The organism is Bradyrhizobium sp. RP6, assembly GCF_003837805.1.
In the GTDB taxonomy this organism is placed as follows: domain Bacteria; phylum Pseudomonadota; class Alphaproteobacteria; order Rhizobiales; family Xanthobacteraceae; genus Bradyrhizobium.
Genome location: NZ_RQIT01000019.1, coordinates 66760 through 80417, shown reverse-complemented (window position 1 = coordinate 80417; position 13658 = coordinate 66760). Strand labels below are relative to the sequence as shown.

Annotated in this window: 14 protein-coding genes; 10 read left to right on the top strand and 4 right to left on the bottom strand. The window is 63.4% G+C overall.

From position 1 onward, the window contains the following. The first annotated feature begins 10 nt into the window (after positions 1 to 10). The 4 genes from EHH60_RS27630 to EHH60_RS27615 all read left to right on the top strand — a co-directional run bounded on the left by EHH60_RS27630 (position 11) and on the right by EHH60_RS27615 (position 5597). Entirely contained in the window at positions 11 to 688 is a 678-nt protein-coding gene (locus EHH60_RS27630) for a DUF4286 family protein (protein ID WP_124162545.1), read from the top strand. 240 nt (positions 689 to 928) lie between these two features. Next, the gene (locus tag EHH60_RS27625; RefSeq protein WP_124162544.1) at positions 929 to 2728 is read left to right on the top strand and encodes an FAD-dependent oxidoreductase; all 1800 of its coding nucleotides are present in this window, start codon (positions 929 to 931) and stop codon (positions 2726 to 2728) included. After that, positions 2698 to 4545: a 2-oxoacid:acceptor oxidoreductase subunit alpha gene (locus EHH60_RS27620; protein ID WP_199752077.1), complete on the top strand. Its 1848-nt coding sequence runs from the start codon at positions 2698 to 2700 to the stop codon at positions 4543 to 4545. The genes EHH60_RS27625 and EHH60_RS27620 overlap by 31 nt, the downstream gene beginning before the upstream one ends. After that, positions 4542 to 5597 (top strand): 2-oxoacid:ferredoxin oxidoreductase subunit beta, encoded by a 1056-nt coding sequence (locus tag EHH60_RS27615; RefSeq protein ID WP_124162542.1) that lies wholly within the window; start codon positions 4542 to 4544, stop codon positions 5595 to 5597. The genes EHH60_RS27620 and EHH60_RS27615 overlap by 4 nt, the downstream gene beginning before the upstream one ends. On the opposite strand, the gene EHH60_RS27610 is transcribed toward EHH60_RS27615, so the two are convergent. Together EHH60_RS27610 and EHH60_RS27605 are read right to left on the bottom strand one after the other, a co-directional pair. Next, positions 5598 to 6047 (bottom strand): DUF4399 domain-containing protein, encoded by a 450-nt coding sequence (locus tag EHH60_RS27610; RefSeq protein WP_124162598.1) that lies wholly within the window; start codon positions 6045 to 6047, stop codon positions 5598 to 5600. 115 nt (positions 6048 to 6162) lie between these two features. Further along, the gene (locus EHH60_RS27605) at positions 6163 to 7692 is read right to left on the bottom strand and encodes an SUMF1/EgtB/PvdO family nonheme iron enzyme (protein ID WP_124162541.1); all 1530 of its coding nucleotides are present in this window, start codon (positions 7690 to 7692) and stop codon (positions 6163 to 6165) included. Between the two features lie 313 nt (positions 7693 to 8005). Between EHH60_RS27605 and EHH60_RS27600 the strand changes: the two genes are divergently transcribed. The 6 genes from EHH60_RS27600 to EHH60_RS27575 all read left to right on the top strand — a co-directional run bounded on the left by EHH60_RS27600 (position 8006) and on the right by EHH60_RS27575 (position 10783). Continuing rightward, positions 8006 to 8629, top strand: coding sequence for a hypothetical protein (locus EHH60_RS27600; RefSeq protein WP_124162540.1), 624 nt, complete (start codon positions 8006 to 8008; stop codon positions 8627 to 8629). 40 nt (positions 8630 to 8669) lie between these two features. Next, entirely contained in the window at positions 8670 to 9119 is a 450-nt protein-coding gene (locus EHH60_RS27595; RefSeq protein ID WP_124162539.1) for a DsrE family protein, read from the top strand. A 220-nt stretch (positions 9120 to 9339) separates the two neighbouring features. Continuing rightward, a complete protein-coding gene (locus EHH60_RS27590) occupies positions 9340 to 9663 on the top strand; it encodes an ArsR/SmtB family transcription factor (RefSeq protein ID WP_124162538.1) in 324 nt (107 codons plus the stop codon). Next, positions 9660 to 10091 carry an SRPBCC family protein gene (locus EHH60_RS27585; RefSeq protein ID WP_124162537.1) on the top strand — a complete coding sequence of 144 codons (432 nt, stop codon included), beginning with the start codon at positions 9660 to 9662 and terminating at the stop codon, positions 10089 to 10091. Before EHH60_RS27590 ends, EHH60_RS27585 begins: the two co-directional genes overlap by 4 nt. Before the next feature lie 42 nt (positions 10092 to 10133). Then, positions 10134 to 10349: a hypothetical protein gene (locus EHH60_RS27580; RefSeq protein WP_199752076.1), complete on the top strand. Its 216-nt coding sequence runs from the start codon at positions 10134 to 10136 to the stop codon at positions 10347 to 10349. Between the two features lie 2 nt (positions 10350 to 10351). Beyond that, entirely contained in the window at positions 10352 to 10783 is a 432-nt protein-coding gene (locus EHH60_RS27575; protein WP_245454604.1) for a DUF1801 domain-containing protein, read from the top strand. A gap of 54 nt (positions 10784 to 10837) precedes the next feature. Here EHH60_RS27575 and EHH60_RS27570 read toward each other — a convergent pair whose 3' ends face one another. Both EHH60_RS27570 and EHH60_RS27565 read right to left on the bottom strand, forming a co-directional pair. Next, the gene (locus tag EHH60_RS27570; protein ID WP_124162535.1) at positions 10838 to 12376 is read right to left on the bottom strand and encodes a SpoVR family protein; all 1539 of its coding nucleotides are present in this window, start codon (positions 12374 to 12376) and stop codon (positions 10838 to 10840) included. Next, positions 12373 to 13650, bottom strand: a complete 1278-nt coding sequence (locus EHH60_RS27565; RefSeq protein ID WP_199752088.1) for a YeaH/YhbH family protein — start codon at positions 13648 to 13650, stop codon at positions 12373 to 12375. Before EHH60_RS27565 ends, EHH60_RS27570 begins: the two co-directional genes overlap by 4 nt. Between the last annotated feature and the right edge of the window lie 8 nt (positions 13651 to 13658).

Here is a 13658-nt window from a genome sequence, read left to right as displayed (position 1 = left end):
GGACAGAAGAATGCCGCTCGCCGGAAAGGGCATGCTGCTGACGTCGATGAATGTCGATGCAGCCGACGAGGCCGATTTCAACCGCTGGTACGATCGCGAGCATCTGGAAGAGCGCGTCGCGATCGAGGGTTTCCTCGAAGCGCGGCGCTATGTCGCGCATGCCGCCAATCCCAAATATCTCTCGTTGTATTCGACCGCGGCGCTCGACGTGCTCGACAGCCCTGCCTACCGGGCGCGGCTTGCGAATCCGACCGACTGGTCGCGGCAGACCATGGCGCGTTTCAAGGACATGCTGCGCGTCGTCGCCCGCATCACCATCAGCAAGGGCACCGGACGCGGCGCTGCGCTCGGCCTGGTGCGGCTGCGGCCGACGCCCGGCAACGCCGGCGCGTGGCGTGATGCACTGCAAGAGAAGCTGGCGCCGGATCCGTACGACGGCATCATCTCCATGCATCTGCTCGAAAGCGAGCCGGAATTGTCGGGCGCAACGGCGGGAATTCCGGCGACGCGCAACGAGGGCGCACGCGACTGGTTCGTGCTGATCCACGGCACGCATGTCGGCGCGGTCTCCGCCGTCATTGCCGAGCGCTTCACCGGTCCCGCGGCGGCGCCCTTCCCGCTTCCGATCTCGGTCGGCACCTACTGCCTCATGTGGGACCTCGCGAAAAGCGATATCGCGCGCGGCTGAACCAGCATCCGCATCGCAACATGTTGCACCGCACGCGCATCGCGCGCGGTCATGAATGCCATGCGCGCGTGGCTCCCATGAAAGCGAGGACCTGCGCAAATTTGTCGTTGTACTTCGGAACGGTTCTAATAAGCTAACCCAATGACGTCATTCAGAAACCAGATTGAGACGCGTTAAGCGTCCGCCAAGCTCAAACAAAAAAGGCCGCGGGGTCTTTGAGCCTGCGCGGACAGGGTAGGAATGAAACCGACCGATATTGCGGCCCCCGACTACTTTCACAAAGTGGTCGATTGCCAATGGGCCTGTCCTGCGCACACCCCGGTTCCCGAATACATCCGACTGATCGCCCAAGGCCGCTACAGCGACGCCTATATGATCAATTGGAAGTCGAACGTGTTTCCCGGAATTCTGGGACGCACCTGCGACCGTCCCTGCGAGCCGGCATGCCGGCGCGGACGCGTCGAGGAGACTCCGGTGGCGATCTGCCGCCTCAAGCGCGTCGCCGCGGACTTCAAGGACGACATCAAACAAAGACTGCCAAGGCCTGCGCCGAAAAACGGCAAGCGTATTGCGCTGGTCGGCGGTGGCCCCGCGTCGTTGACGGTGGCGCGCGACCTCGCGCCGCTCGGCTATCACTGCACCGTGTTCGACGCCGACCCGGAAGCCGGCGGCATGATGCGCACGCAGATCCCGAAATTCCGCCTGCCCAATTCGGTGATCGACGAGGAGACCGGCTACATCCTGGGCCTCGGCGTCGACTTCAAGGGCGGCCATCGCATCGAGAGCATGAAGGCGCTGCTTTCGGAAAAATACGACGCGATCTTCGTCGGCTCCGGCGCGCCGCGCGGCCGCGAGCTCGATATTCCGGGCCGGAAAGAGGCCGCCGCCAACATCCATATCGGCATCGAGTGGCTGGCCAACGTGTCGTTCGGCCATGTCGACAGAATAGGCAAGCGCGTCATCGTGCTCGGCGGCGGCAACACCGCGATGGACTGCTGCCGCACCGCGCGCCGGCTCGGCGGCGAGAAAGTCACCGTGGTCGTGCGCTCCGGCTTCGACGAGATGAAGGCCTCGCCCTGGGAGAAGGAGGACGCGATCCACGAGGATATCCCGATCCTCAACTACATGGTCCCGGTGGCATTCAAGCACGTCGCCGGCAAGCTGATCGGCGTCACCTTCCAGCACGTCAAAGCCGAATACGACGCCAAAGGCCGCCGCAATCTGGTGCCTTCAGGCGATCCCGATCAGACCATTCCCTGCGACGACGTGCTGGTCGCGGTCGGCCAGGAGAATGCCTTCCCCTGGATCGAGCAGGATTGCGGCATCGAGTTCGACAAATGGCACATGCCGAAGGTCGATCCGAAGACCTTCGCCTCGACCAATCCAAAGGTGTTTTTCGGAGGCGACGCCGCGTTCGGCCCCAAAAACATCATCTGGGCGGTCGCGCATGGTCATGACGCCGCGCTGTCGATCCACAAGATGCTGTCGGGTGAGGATATCAGCGAGCGTCCGCTGCCGGAGGTGCAAATCTCCTCGCAGAAGATGGGCATCCACGAATGGAGCTATGACAACGACATCTCCGTCGACAAGCGCTACAAGGTGCCGCATCGCGACAAGGTCGTCGCGCTCAAGGACATCCGCGCCGAGGTCGAGCTCGGCTACGACGTCAAGCTCGCGCTGGGCGAAGCGCATCGCTGCCTGAACTGCGACGTGCAGACCGTGTTCTCGACCTCGCTCTGCATCGAGTGCGATGCCTGCGTCGACATCTGTCCGATGGATTGCATCACCTTTACGGGCAACGGCGAGGAAAGCGACCTGCGCCGGCGCCTGAAGGCGCCTTCACTGCATCCGGACCAGGACCTCTACGTGTCCAGCGATCTCAAGACCGGGCGGGTGATGGTCAAGGACGAGGACGTCTGCCTGCATTGCGGGCTGTGCGCCGAGCGTTGTCCCACCGGCGCCTGGGACATGCAGAAATATTTGATCGAGATGACCCACGCAGGTTCGACATGTCCGACAAAAAGCCGATCAGCAGCGTAAACGACTTCGTCGTCCGCTTCGCCAACGTCAACGGCTCGGGCTCGGCCAGCGCCAACGAGATGTTCGCGCGCGCGATCCTACGCCACGGCGTGCCGGTGTCCCCGCGCAACATCTTCCCCTCGAACATCCAGGGCCTGCCGACCTGGTACGAGGTGCGGGTGACGGAAGACGGCCATCTCGGCGCCCGCGGCGGCGTCGACATGATGGTGGCGATGAACCCGCAGACCTGGGACAAGGACGTCGCCGGCATCGAGCCCGGCGGCTATCTGTTCTACGATTCCACCAAGCCGATGCCGTCGACCAAATTCCGCGACGACATCACCGTGATCGGCGTGCCGCTGACCGCGATCACCAACTCGACCTACACCGATCCGCGCCAGCGCCAGCTGTTCAAGAACATCATCTATCTCGGCAGCCTCAGTGCGCTGCTCGACATGGACCCGAAACTGATCGAGCAGCTGATCGGGGAGCAATACAAGGGCAAGGAGAAATTACTCTCCTCCAACGTCCACGCGCTGCATCTCGGCCGCGACTGGGCGCTGCAGAACCTGAAATGCCCGATCGGGCTCAGGGTGAAGAAGTCCGACAAGGTCGGTGACCGCATCTTCATCGAAGGCAACAGCGCCGCCGCGCTCGGCGCAGTCTATGGCGGCGCCACCGTGTGCGCGTGGTATCCGATCACGCCGTCATCGTCGGTGGCGGAGGCTTTCACCGCCCATTGCAAGAAGTACCGGCACGACCCTGAAACCGGCAAGGCCAAGTACGCCATCGTGCAGGGCGAGGACGAGCTCGCCTCGATCGGTATTGTGATCGGCGCGTCCTGGAACGGGGCCCGCGCCTTCACCGCGACCTCCGGCCCCGGCATCTCCCTGATGACCGAGTTCATCGGCCTCTCATATTTCGCCGAGATCCCGGCCGTGATCATGAACATCCAGCGTGCCGGCCCCTCTACGGGCATGCCGACCCGCACCCAGCAATGCGACATCATCGCCTGCGCCTATGCCTCGCATGGCGACACCAAGCATGTGCTGCTGTTTCCGGAAGATCCCGCCGAAGCGTTCGAGTTCGCGGCCGCCGCCTTCGATCTCGCCGAGCGGCTCCAGACCACCATCTTCTTGATGCTCGATCTCGACATCGGCATGAACCACCGGCTCTCCCGTCCGCTGAAATGGGACGACGCCCGGCAGTACGACCGCGGCAAGATCATGACCGCGGAGATGCTTGAAGAGGGTCGCGACTTCGGCCGCTATCTCGACGTCGACGGCGACGGCATTCCCTACCGCACCTATCCCGGCACGCATCCGACCAAGGGCTCCTATTTCACCCGCGGCACCTCGCGTGATCGCTATGCGCGATACTCCGAGGAAGGCACGGTCTACGCCGACAACATGCAGCGCCTCGTTCGCAAGTTCGAGACGGCGCAGGACCTCGTACCGCGGCCGCTGCAGGCCAATGCGGAGCGTCCGACCAAGTATGGCGTGATCTATTTCGGCTCGACCTCGCCGGCGATGGACGAGGCGATCGGGTTGCTCGAGGCGCGCGGGCATCAGCTGGACCGCCTGCGCATCCGCGCCTTTCCGTTCCACTCGAGCGTGGCGAGCTTCCTCGCCGAGCACGACTTCGTCTACGTCGTCGAGCAGAACCGCGACAGCCAGCTGCGCCAGCTCATCGTCAACGAGAACGGCATAGATCCCGTCCGCCTGGTGCCCATCGTGCATTACGACGGCACGCCGATCACCGCCCGCTTCATCGCAAAAGCCATTGGCGACCACCAGGATCACCTCAAGGTGACCCCGCTCCGCAAGGCCGTGTCATGACCTATATCGCAAAGCCGAAATTCCACCATCCGGGCCTGAAGAAGAACGAGCTCGGCTACACCCACCGCGACTACGAGGGCAAGATCTCGACGCTGTGCGCGGGCTGCGGCCACGATTCGATCACGGCCTCGATCATCGAGGCCTGCTACGAGCTCTCGATCGAGCCGCACCGGGTGGCAAAGATCTCCGGCATCGGCTGCTCGTCGAAGACGCCGGACTATTTCCTCGGCAATTCGCACGGCTTCAATTCCGTGCACGGCCGCATGCCATCCGTGCTGACAGGCGCCAACCTCGCCAACCGCGACCTGATCTATCTCGGCGTCTCCGGCGACGGCGATTCCGCCTCGATCGGCTTCGGCCAGTTCGCGCATTCGATCCGGCGCGGCGTCAACATGACCTATATCGTCGAGAACAACGGCGTTTACGGCCTGACCAAGGGCCAGTTCTCGGCCACCGCCGACCGCGGCTCGAAGAGCAAGAAGGGTGTCACCAATACCGACAACGCGATCGACCTCGTCGCCATCGCGCTGCAGCTCGGGGCCACCTTCGTGGCGCGCTCGTTCTCCGGCGACAAGAGCCAGCTGGTGCCGCTGATCGCCGCCGCGATCGGCCACAAGGGCGCGTCCTTCATCGACGTCATCAGCCCCTGCATCGCCTTCAACAACCACGCCGGCTCGACCAAGAGCTTCGACTATGTCCGCGAGCACAACGACGCGGTGAACCGGCTCGACGTGCTGGTCGGCCGCGATCCGATCGCGGTCGATTACGCGCCGGGCACGGTGCAGGTGGTCGAGCAGCACGACGGCAGCAAGATCGCGCTGCGCAAGATCGACGCCGACTACGATCCGCATGACCGTCTGGGGGCGATGACCTTCCTGCAGAAGCATGCCGCCAAGGGCCAGATCGTCACCGGCCTGCTCTATGTCGACCCCGACGCCGAAGACCTGCACGAGCATCTCAACACGGTCGAGACGCCGCTCAACACGCTGGAGGCGGACACGCTGTGCCCGGGCTCGGCAGTACTGGACAAGATCAACGCCAGCCTGCGGTGATCATCGGCGCCGGACCGTACCTGGCTGCCTGACTCGCACGGTGATCTTGTCGGACACGACGGGCGGTTCGAACGGATAGTGCTTCGCATCGCCGAGCACCAGCTGCAGCGTGTGCGTGCCGGGCGGAAGCTCGAGAAAAGTCTCGGTTTGTCCTGCTCCGAAATGCAGATGGGACTTGTCCTGCGGGATCGGCTCCTTGGGATCGATGGTGTCCTTGACGTCGACCAGCAAATGATGATGACCAGCGTTCTGGTAATCATCGCCGGCATGCGTCACGCCCATGTTGCGCAGGCCGAACCGGACCCAGAACCCACCACGGATCTTCTGCCCGTCCTGCGGGGTGATGAAATAGAGTTTTGCGTCTTTGGGAGCGGCCTTGCCCTGAGAGTAGGCAGCGCCCGGCAGAAATGCGAGCGCCGCCGCCAGCGCGGCGCAGCAAATGACTTTCATCAAACCTACTCCAGCTCCAAGCGCGATGCGATCAGGATGATCGTCATCGCGCCTTCCGTTGTTGTTTGAGCATGATCCTTTCGGAAAACCGCTGCGCACTTTTCCGGATCATGCTTTAGGGACTGAGCGCGACACGGAATCCATGCGTGGGGTAACGGACATTGGTATCATAGCCATCGCGGTTGGACGGCCGCACGTATCTCGAATCGTTCTTCCAGGAGCCCGAGCGCAGGACGTGCGATGAGCAGTCGCCGCTCGTCCATGCCGAACCGTCGACCGGCGCTCCCTGATAGTTCTTGTGCCAGCAGTCCTCGACCCACTGGTCGATGCCGCCGCCCATGTCGTGGAGACCGAATGGATTGGGCTTGAAGCTGCCCACCTTCGCAGGCTGCTCGGCCGCGAGGTCGCCGCAATCCTTACATCCAGCCATGCCCGGCTGAAGCTTGTCGCCCCACCAATACTTGGTTTGCGTTCCGCCGCGGGCCGCGTATTCCCATTCGGCCTCGCTTGGAAGCCGGTACTGCTTTTTCGTCGCCTGTGACAGAAAGGCGGCATATTGCTGCGCGTCAGTCCAGCTCACGTTGCTGACCGGCGCATCGTCCTTGCCGTTCGCGGTGAAACCACACGCGCCCGCAGCCGCGCAGTCGTTCCACTCCCGCACCGTCACCGGATATTTTCCGATCGAGAACGGCTTGACCGTGACCTGGTGGACGGGACGCTCGGTCGGATCATCATTGCTTCCCATCGCGAAACTGCCGCCGCGAATCGCGATCATTTCGGGCTCGCGTATCGGCGTCGAGGACGGGCTCGGCGCCGGTGCGGGCGATGAAGGCGCCGAAGCCAATGAGGGAGACGGTTGCGGCGCCTGCGTCGCCGCATCGCGCGGCGGCACTGGCGGGACCGGAGATGGAGCAGGAGAAGCGGCCGGCATTGCGATCTGCTCGCCCACCCTGCCCTGAGGCTGTGCCAGCATATACCAGAGCGCGCCGGCGGCCATGACGAGCAGCGTGAGGCCTAGGAGAAAGATCAGCGTGTTCTCGCGCCGGCTTCTTGTCTTGCCGACTGCATCGGCATCCGGGAGCACGCGATAGACGCGCACGGGATCGGTGATGTTCTTGACCTTGCGGTCTCCGAGCGACTCATAGCCGCACACGACCTTGTGCTTGATCTGTTCGTAGATCGCACCGGAGATGTAGACCTGCCCCGGTTCCGCGATGCCCTCGATGCGCGTGGCGATGTTGACGCCGTCGCCATAGATGTCGTCCGGCTCGACGATGACATCGCCAAGATTGACGCCGATCCGATATTCGAGCCGGGAATGCTTGGGAAGCGAGGCATTCCGACCGATGAGATTCTGCTGGATGACGATGCTGCATCGGACAGCCTCCACGGGACTGTCGAAGATGGCGATGAAGCCGTCGCCGGTCGTCTTCACCAGGCTTCCATGGTGCTCGATGATGCTGGGCTGGATCAGATCCCGCTCGATCCGCTTGACGCGAACATGCGTGCCTTCCTCGTCGGCCTGCATCAACCGACTGTAGGAGGCGATGTCACCGACGATGATCGCGGCGAGTCGACGAGGCACTCCGCTGTGGGGCGGCGGCTCATCCTGATTTCCGGATCTGAAGTTGCGAATTTCGCCCATGCGGGGGACTCCAGAAACTTGCAAAGCAGCCCCAGCTTACGACTGCCAAACGCGGCCGTCTGTGAAAGCTATCACATTGACGAACCGAGACAATGTCGCAGCGATCGCCGGCGTCGGGTTCCGAAGAGCCAGGCAGCTGCGCCCATTGAACCTTCTTGATCGCAGCAGTGACTAAGGCCCGGCCAGTGGCCACCGGCCTTGATCCCTGCGCGATGCTCACGCGAATGACGTGCGAATGCTGAACGGCGTGCTTCTCGCCGGCGTCTAACGGACAGCCGTTCTGTTGTGCTGCTGTCACCCGCCCGAGGCCCTCATGAAGCTCCCCCTCATTGCTGCCCTAGCTTTCGCGGCCCTGACCGGCGTCGTCCACGCCGATGAGGCCGACAAGGTCCGGGAGACCACAAAGGCCGAAGTCGACGCCTTTAATGCGCGGCTCTATGCGGGGACGGCCAGCAACAAGTCCTATGCCTGTTTCGTCCGTCGCTACGATGCCGAGCATCTGGCGCGGCATCCCAAGCAGAAGGTGGCTTCCATGAAGCTGCTGATCTCGGCGGAAATCGACAACGAGGACAAGCAGCTGCACAACTCGTTCCGTCTGGGTTTTCGCTATCGCCATCGCTCCGGCGATTTCGACTCCAGCGGCTCGTGCGGCAGCCACGCGGTGCTTCTCAGTCAGGGCGACGAGGTCCGCCTGGGCTGCGGCGTGGACTGCGAAGGCGGCGGGATCGAGATGGCGCTGTCCAGGGACAGCAAGTCCGCGATCGTCCGCCTCGAGCGGATCAGGGTCTGGCAGAACAACAAGCCGGACGACGACGCCGAGCAATCGCTGGTCGCCGGCGCCGACGACAGGATTTTCCGTCTCGACCGTACCGACAACAGCGAGTGCGCCTCGCTCGTGACCGACCGCAAGGAACTCGCCGCATTGCGCCACAAGTGATATCTGTCGCGCGAACTCAGTCCAGCCGAAGGAGATCGCCATGAACCGGCGGAACATCTTGTGGAGCGCCGTCTCGGCCCTGGGTGCGGCGCTGGGCGCCTCCAGCGCGAAAGCTGCGACGGAAGCCGGCTCGGGCAACAAGCTGAAGGTCGTCTATCATCTCAGCGATGCCGAGAAGGTCAATTTCGTCCTCGGTAACATCCAGAACCACATTGATGGCGTCGGTGGTCCCGAGCACGTGACCCTGGCGCTGGTGATCCACGGCCCGGCGCTGAAGGCGTTTCACTCGGCACAGGCCAGTCCCGATGTCAGCAAGCGCGTCGGCGAGTTCTCCAGGGACGGCGTCGAGCTCGCCGCCTGCGGCAACACGATGAAAGCCCAGAACGTCACGCTGAAGGAGCTCCTGCCCGGCTTCGTCAGCGCGGAGAACGGCGGCGTGGTTCGGCTGGCCGAACTGCAGTCGCAGGGATATTTGTATCTGCGGCCGTAGGGTTTGCGGAAAACGGCGCCACATTCTCCGTCATTGCGAGCGCAGCGAAGCAATCCAGACTTTCTCCGCGGAGACAGACTGGATTGCTTCGTCGCAAGGGCTCCTCGCAATGACGCGGAGAGGGCTGCGCCAGCCATGGCCGTAGCCTCCTGTCGCACTTGACTCACCGATAACTCACCAGTTATGCATTTATCCATAACTTCCCAGTTATGGATTGCCCATGTCCGCCGCCCACGACCTCCTGTTCCGGACGCTTGCCGATCCGACCCGTCGGGCGATCTTCGAGCGGCTGTGCCGCGAGGGGGAGCAGACGGTCGGGGCGCTGACGGCACGATCCGGGGTGTCGCAGCCGGCGGTGTCGAAACATCTCGGGGCCCTGAAGCAGGCTGGCCTCGTGCGCGACCGGCACGAGGGACGCCAGACCCATTACAGCGCGCGGCCCGGTGCGCTCAATCCACTGATCGACTGGACCGGCGAGATGGCTTCCTTCTGGCAGATCCGGCTCGACGCGCTCGACGATCTCCTGAAGAGGATGGACCAATGACCGAAACCGCGACCCAGAAGCGTTCAGTCGTCATCGAGCGCGAATTTGCCGTTCCGGCTGAACGGATCTGGCGCGCGCTGACGCAGCCGCATCTGATCGAGGAATGGCTGATGAAGAACGACTTCAAGCCGGTCGTCGGCCACCGCTTCAACCTGCGCGGCGAATGGGGCGGCGTGCTGGACTGCGAGGTGCTCACCATCGAGCCGCAGAAGACGCTCGCCTACACCTGGAATTTCTCGCATGAGGACGCCGCGTTCGACCTGAAGAGCGTGGTGACCTTCACGCTGACGCCGACGAACGCCGGTACGCATCTTCGCGTCGAGCAGGCGGGCTTCAGCCCGACGCAGAAGCAGGCTTTTGGCGGCGCGCATGCGGGCTGGAAGCAGTTTCTGGCCAAGCTGGACGAGGTGCTGGCGCGGGCAGGCTAGCTCCGCCGGCGCCAGCTTTAATAAGTTTCGAAGGAGGACCCAATGAGCACGCATATGTGGATTCGGCAGATTCATCGCTGGCTGTCGATGGCCTTCACGCTTGCGGTTAGCGCCAACATCGTGGCGATGATCATGCAGGTCCAGGCCGTGTGGATCGGGTTTCTGGCGCTGGTGCCGCTGATCCCGCTGCTTGCGACCGGGCTCTATCTGTTCGCGCTGCCCTATATCCGCCGCGGCACCCGCGTGAACGAGGCGTGATGATGAAGACGGCGAGAAAGACTGGCGCGAAGGACGCGAGTGCGGCTTCGCCTTCCAAGATGATCGACGGCCGGATCAAGGAACTCGGCGACTGGCGCGGCGAGATGCTGGGACGTATCCGCGGCCTGATCAGGGAGGCCGATCCAGATGTGGTCGAAGAGTGGAAATGGCGCGGCGTTCCCGTGTGGGAGCACGACGGCATCATCTGCACCGGCGAGACCTACAAGGAGGTGGTGAAGCTGACCTTCGCCAAGGGCGCGGCGCTGGAGGATCCGGCCGGGCTGTTCAATTCCAGCCTCGACGGCAACGTGCGGCGCGCGATCGATATTCGCGAGGGCGATGAGATCAACGAGAAGGCGTTGAAGGCGCTGATCCGCGCCGCTGTGGAGCTGAATGGGTCGAAGAAGAAGCCGGCCAAGAAGCGGTCGGCCTAGAACAGCCACACATCAACGCGCATCTCGCGTAGTGCTCCACGCAGCCAGCCCCCGTCACGCCACCGCCGCCGGGATCGGGCGCGGGCTCACGACGTATTCGCGCAGGACCTTGTCGTTGGCATCGACCTCGATCAGCGCCACGTCGTAGGTCCAGAGATCGGCGAGGTGCTGGAGCACGCGCTTGGCGTCGGTCTCGTTGAGCTGAGAGCCCTTGATGACGTGGTGATGCAGGATCAGCCGGCGGTCGCCGGAAAGATCGACGTCGACCACCTCGATGTTGGCGTCGATGAAGCCGACATCATGCTGCCGCGCCAGTTCGCGGCGAACGCGGCGGAAACCGCGCTCGTCATGGATGGCATCGACGCGGATGCCGGCGCGCTCCTCGGGATCGTCGTGCAGATGGAACATGCGGAAGTGCCGCATCAATTTGGGACTCAGGAACTGGCCGATGAAGCTCTCGTCGCGGTAATTGGCCCAGACGTCACGCAGCACGCCCATGACGTCGCCCTTGCCGGCGATGTCCGGAAACCATTCGCGGTCCTCGTCCTCCGGCCTGGTGACGATGCGCTCGATGTCCTGCATCACGGCGAAGCCGAGCGCATAGGGGTTGAAGCCCGAGAAGCGCGGATCGTCGAACTCGGGCTGGAACACGACGTTGGTGTGCGATCCCAGGAATTCGAGGAAGTTGCCGTCGGTAATGCGGCCCTGCTGATGCAGCTGGGTCATGATGCGGTAGTGAACGTAGGTGGCTGTCCCCTCGTTCATCACCTTGGTCTGGCTCTGCGGATAGAAATACTGCGCGATGTGGCGGACGATGCGGAGCAACTCGCGCTGCCAGGGCGCCAGCCGCGGCGCGCTCTTCTCCAGGAAATAGAGCAAATTCTCCTGCGGCAGGCCGAGCAGCTTGCGGCGGCGCTCGATGCTCAGCGTGGACCGGCTCTTGGCGACGCCCTTGGGCACCGTGCGCCAGAGATCGTTGAAGACCTCCTCCTCGTGCTGGCGGCGGCGCCCTGCCCGCTTCTCCTCGGCGCGCAGGTCGAGCTTCTTCTTGCCGGGATAGCGGTCGATGCCGTGCGACATCAGCGCGTGCGCGGCATCGAGCGTGCGCTCGACCTCGATGCGGCCGTAGCGGTCCTCGCACTGCATGACGTAGTTCTTGGCGAAGTCGAGATAATCGAGGATACCGTCGGCATCGGTCCACTGCTTGAACAGATAATTGTTCTTGAAGAAATGGTTGTGGCCGAAGGCCGCGTGCGCGATCACCAGCGTCTGCATCGTCGCCGTGTTCTCCTCCATCAGATAGGAGATGCAGGGCGAGGAGTTGATCACGATCTCATAGGCGAGCCCCATCAGGCCCTTGCGATAGGACGCCTCATGGAAGGCAAAGTGCTTGCCGAACGACCAATGCTTGTAGAACAAGGGCATGCCGACCGAGGAATAGGCGTCCAGCATCTGCTCGGCCGTGATGACCTCGATCTGGTTCGGATAGACGTCGAGCCCGAGATCCTTCAACGCCACCTCCTCGCAGGCATCGGTGATGCGCTGCAAGGTGCGGAAATCCCAATCGGCGCCTTCGAACAATCGTTCCGTCATGGAGCGGTCTTCTCCTGGGCAGTTTCGCGGCGCTGGAACAGGTCGTGGAACACCGGAAAGATCTCGCTGCGCTCCGAGACCTTGCGCATCGAGAGCGGAGCGCCGCTGTTGCGCAGGCGCTCGTAGAGCGTCCACAGCGAAGAGTCGGAGAGATCGAAGGCGCTGCCGCCTGCTTCCCCGACCTCGAGGTAGGCGAAGAACTGGCAGACCGGCAGGATCTTCTCCGTCAGCAGGAGCCCCGTGAGCTCGCCGTCGGAATAGGAATTGTCGCCGTCGGAGGCTTGCGCGGCGTAGATGTTCCAGTCCGACGGGTTGAAGCGCTCGCGCACGATCTCGTGCATCGCCTGGAGCGCGCTGGAGACCAGCGTGCCGCCCGAGGCCGGGCCGTAGAAGAAGGTCTGCTCGTCCACCTCCTCGGCGCGATCGGTGTGGCGGATGAAGACGATCTCGACATGCTTGTAGCGGCGCTTCAGGAACACGTAGAGCAGCATGTAGAAGCGCTTGGCCAGATCCTTCATGTGTTCGGACATCGAGCCGGAGACGTCCATCAGGCAGAACATCACGGCCTGCGCGACGGGCTTCGGCACCGTCTCGAAGCGCCGGTAGCGGATATCGAGCGGATCGATGAAGGGGATGCGCTTGGACTTCGCCTTCAGCCTCTCGAGCTCAGCGACCAGCTCCGTGCGCTCGGCCTCGTCCGTGCATGCGGCGATCGCCGCTTCCAGCTCTTCGATCTCGTCCTTGCGGGGACGCTTGAGCGCAATGCGGCGCGCGAGCGCGAGCTTCACCGTCCGGCTCACCGAGATGTTGGCGGGCGAGCCCGACATGGTGTAGCCGGCGCGCTGGATGCCCTCGCTCTCGGTCTGCGCGATCTTGCGCTTGGCGAGATCTGGAAGCTCGAGATCGTCGAGGAACAGATCGACGAACTCGTCGCGGCTGAGCACGAAGCGGAAGGCATCCTCGCTGTCGCCTTCGCCGGGGCCGGAATCCTTGGCGCTGCCCTGGCCGGAGCGCTGCAGATAGTCGCCTTCGACGAACTTCTTGTTGCCGGGCAGGACCATGTCCCGCGTTCCGCCTTCACGGCGGAAACGCGGCTCGTGCATGCCGTCGAGCGGAATCGTGACCTCACCACCCTCCAGGACGTCCTTGATGTCGCGTTCCTGCGAGGTCTTCTTGACGGCGCCCTGCACCAGGGACTTGGCCCGACGCAAGAACCGCTGGCGGTTCTCAAGACTCTTGCCGCCTGGATTCAGGCGCCTGTCAATAATGTGGATGGGCACTT

What these genes read in the sequence shown, in the direction of transcription:
- EHH60_RS27600 (WP_124162540.1), top strand. Translation starts at nt 8,006, where the DNA reads ATGAAGCTCCCCCTCATTGCTGCCCTAGCTTTCGCGGCCCTGACCGGC.
- EHH60_RS27595 (WP_124162539.1), top strand. Translation starts at nt 8,670, where the DNA reads ATGAACCGGCGGAACATCTTGTGGAGCGCCGTCTCGGCCCTGGGTGCG.
- EHH60_RS27585 (WP_124162537.1), top strand. Translation starts at nt 9,660, where the DNA reads ATGACCGAAACCGCGACCCAGAAGCGTTCAGTCGTCATCGAGCGCGAA.
- EHH60_RS27610 (WP_124162598.1), bottom strand. Translation starts at nt 6,047, where the DNA reads ATGAAAGTCATTTGCTGCGCCGCGCTGGCGGCGGCGCTCGCATTTCTG.
- EHH60_RS27580 (WP_199752076.1), top strand. Translation starts at nt 10,134, where the DNA reads ATGAGCACGCATATGTGGATTCGGCAGATTCATCGCTGGCTGTCGATG.
- EHH60_RS27575 (WP_245454604.1), top strand. Translation starts at nt 10,352, where the DNA reads ATGAAGACGGCGAGAAAGACTGGCGCGAAGGACGCGAGTGCGGCTTCG.
- EHH60_RS27570 (WP_124162535.1), bottom strand. Translation starts at nt 12,376, where the DNA reads ATGACGGAACGATTGTTCGAAGGCGCCGATTGGGATTTCCGCACCTTG.
- EHH60_RS27620 (WP_199752077.1), top strand. Translation starts at nt 2,698, where the DNA reads ATGTCCGACAAAAAGCCGATCAGCAGCGTAAACGACTTCGTCGTCCGC.
- EHH60_RS27630 (WP_124162545.1), top strand. Translation starts at nt 11, where the DNA reads ATGCCGCTCGCCGGAAAGGGCATGCTGCTGACGTCGATGAATGTCGAT.
- EHH60_RS27605 (WP_124162541.1), bottom strand. Translation starts at nt 7,692, where the DNA reads ATGGGCGAAATTCGCAACTTCAGATCCGGAAATCAGGATGAGCCGCCG.
- EHH60_RS27590 (WP_124162538.1), top strand. Translation starts at nt 9,340, where the DNA reads ATGTCCGCCGCCCACGACCTCCTGTTCCGGACGCTTGCCGATCCGACC.
- EHH60_RS27615 (WP_124162542.1), top strand. Translation starts at nt 4,542, where the DNA reads ATGACCTATATCGCAAAGCCGAAATTCCACCATCCGGGCCTGAAGAAG.
- EHH60_RS27625 (WP_124162544.1), top strand. Translation starts at nt 929, where the DNA reads ATGAAACCGACCGATATTGCGGCCCCCGACTACTTTCACAAAGTGGTC.